Here is a 1,787-nt window from a genome sequence, read left to right on the forward strand (position 1 = left end):
ACGACAGTTCAGGCACCCTCGTCGCGCCGAAGCCCAAGGGCATCATCGATCCCAACACCGGCAGGCCGGTGGGGGAGGACGATCCCTTCTTCCTCGAGATCAACAACGAGTTGGCCGACAAGGGCTTTCTGGTCACTTCGACCGAGGCGCTCATCACCTGGGCGCGCAGCGGGTCGCTGATGTTCATGACGTTCGGCCTCGCCTGCTGCGCGGTCGAGATGATCCACACCTCGATGCCGCGCTATGATTCGGAGCGGTTCGGCGTCGCGCCACGCGCGTCTCCGCGCCAGTCCGACATCATGATCGTCGCCGGCACGCTGACCAACAAGATGGCGCCGGCGCTGCGCAAGGTCTACGACCAGATGCCGGAGCCGCGCTACGTCATCTCGATGGGCTCCTGCGCCAATGGCGGCGGCTATTACCACTATTCCTATTCGGTGGTGCGCGGCTGCGACCGCATCGTGCCGGTCGACATCTATGTGCCCGGCTGTCCGCCGAGCGCCGAAGCGCTGCTCTACGGCATTCTTCTCTTGCAGAAGAAGATCCGCCGCACCGGCACGATCGAACGGTAAATCCATGACCGCATCCCTGAGCGAACTGTCGACCTATCTCGGCGAGAAGCTGATCGGCCGCGTGAACGAGGCTGATATCGCCTATGGCGAACTCACCATCCATGTCGAGCCGCGCGATCTGGTCGAGGTGATGACCTTCCTGCGCGACGATGCGCGCTGCCAGTTCATCTCGATCATCGATGTCTGCGGCGCCGACTATCCGTCGCGGGCCAAGCGTTTCGACGTCGTCTATCACCTGTTGTCGCCGAAGCAGAATGTGCGCGTCCGCGTCAAGGTGCAGGCCGACGAGGAAACCATGGTGCCGTCGATCACCGGCGTCTATCCCGGCGCCGACTGGTTCGAGCGCGAGACCTACGATCTCTACGGCGTTTTGTTCTCCGGCCATCCCGACCTGCGCCGCCTGCTGACCGACTATGGCTTCGAAGGCCATCCCTTGCGCAAGGATTTCCCGCTGACCGGCTTCGTCGAGGTGCGCTACGACGACGAGGCCAAGCGCGTTATCTATGAGCCGGTCGAGCTCAAGCAGGAATTCCGCAATTTCGATTTTCTGTCCCCGTGGGAAGGTACGGATTACGTGCTGCCGGGTGACGAGAAGGCAAAGCAGTAAATGGCTGAAACCTCCGTCCGCAACTTCAACATCAATTTCGGCCCGCAACACCCCGCGGCGCACGGCGTTTTGCGCCTTGTGCTGGAGCTGGACGGCGAAGTCGTCGATCGCGTCGATCCGCATATCGGACTGCTGCATCGCGGTACCGAAAAGCTGATCGAAGCCAAAACCTATCTGCAGGCGGTACCCTATCTCGACCGGCTCGACTATTGCGCGCCGATGAACCAGGAACATGCCTTTGCGCTGGCCGCCGAGCGTCTGCTCGGCATCGAGGTGCCGAAGCGTGGCCAGGTGATCCGCGTTCTCTACAGCGAGATCGGCCGCATCATGTCGCACATCCTCAATGTGACGACGCAGGCGATGGACGTCGGTGCGCTGACGCCGCCGCTGTGGGGCTTCGTCGAACGCGAAAAGCTGATGGTGTTCTATGAGCGCGCCTCCGGTTCGCGCATGCATGCCGCTTATTTTCGGCCCGGCGGCGTCCATCAGGACCTGCCGCGTCAACTGGTCGAGGACATCGGCAAGTGGATCGACCCGTTCCTGAAGTCGATCGACGACCTCGACCGGCTGCTGACCGGCAACCGCATCTTCAAGCAGCGCAATGTCGA

The 1,787-nt window shown here is 62.2% G+C and carries 2 protein-coding genes and 1 pseudogene; all 3 read left to right on the forward strand.

Features of this window, described 5'->3' with window-relative positions:
- The coding region (locus EN994_RS29770; RefSeq protein ID WP_245466120.1) for an NADH-quinone oxidoreductase subunit B at positions 1 to 572 on the forward strand (572 nt) is incomplete at its 5' end.
- Between the two features lie 4 nt (positions 573 to 576).
- Positions 577 to 1,179 carry an NADH-quinone oxidoreductase subunit C gene (locus tag EN994_RS29775; RefSeq protein ID WP_013531091.1) on the forward strand — a complete coding sequence of 201 codons (603 nt, stop codon included), beginning with the start codon at positions 577 to 579 and terminating at the stop codon, positions 1,177 to 1,179.
- Positions 1,180 to 1,787, forward strand: a pseudogene (locus tag EN994_RS29780) (NADH-quinone oxidoreductase subunit D); the annotation flags it as partial.

The sequence above is a fragment of the Mesorhizobium sp. M7A.F.Ca.CA.002.09.1.1 genome (assembly GCF_003998555.1).
GTDB classification, from domain to species: Bacteria; Pseudomonadota; Alphaproteobacteria; order Rhizobiales; family Rhizobiaceae; genus Mesorhizobium; species Mesorhizobium ciceri.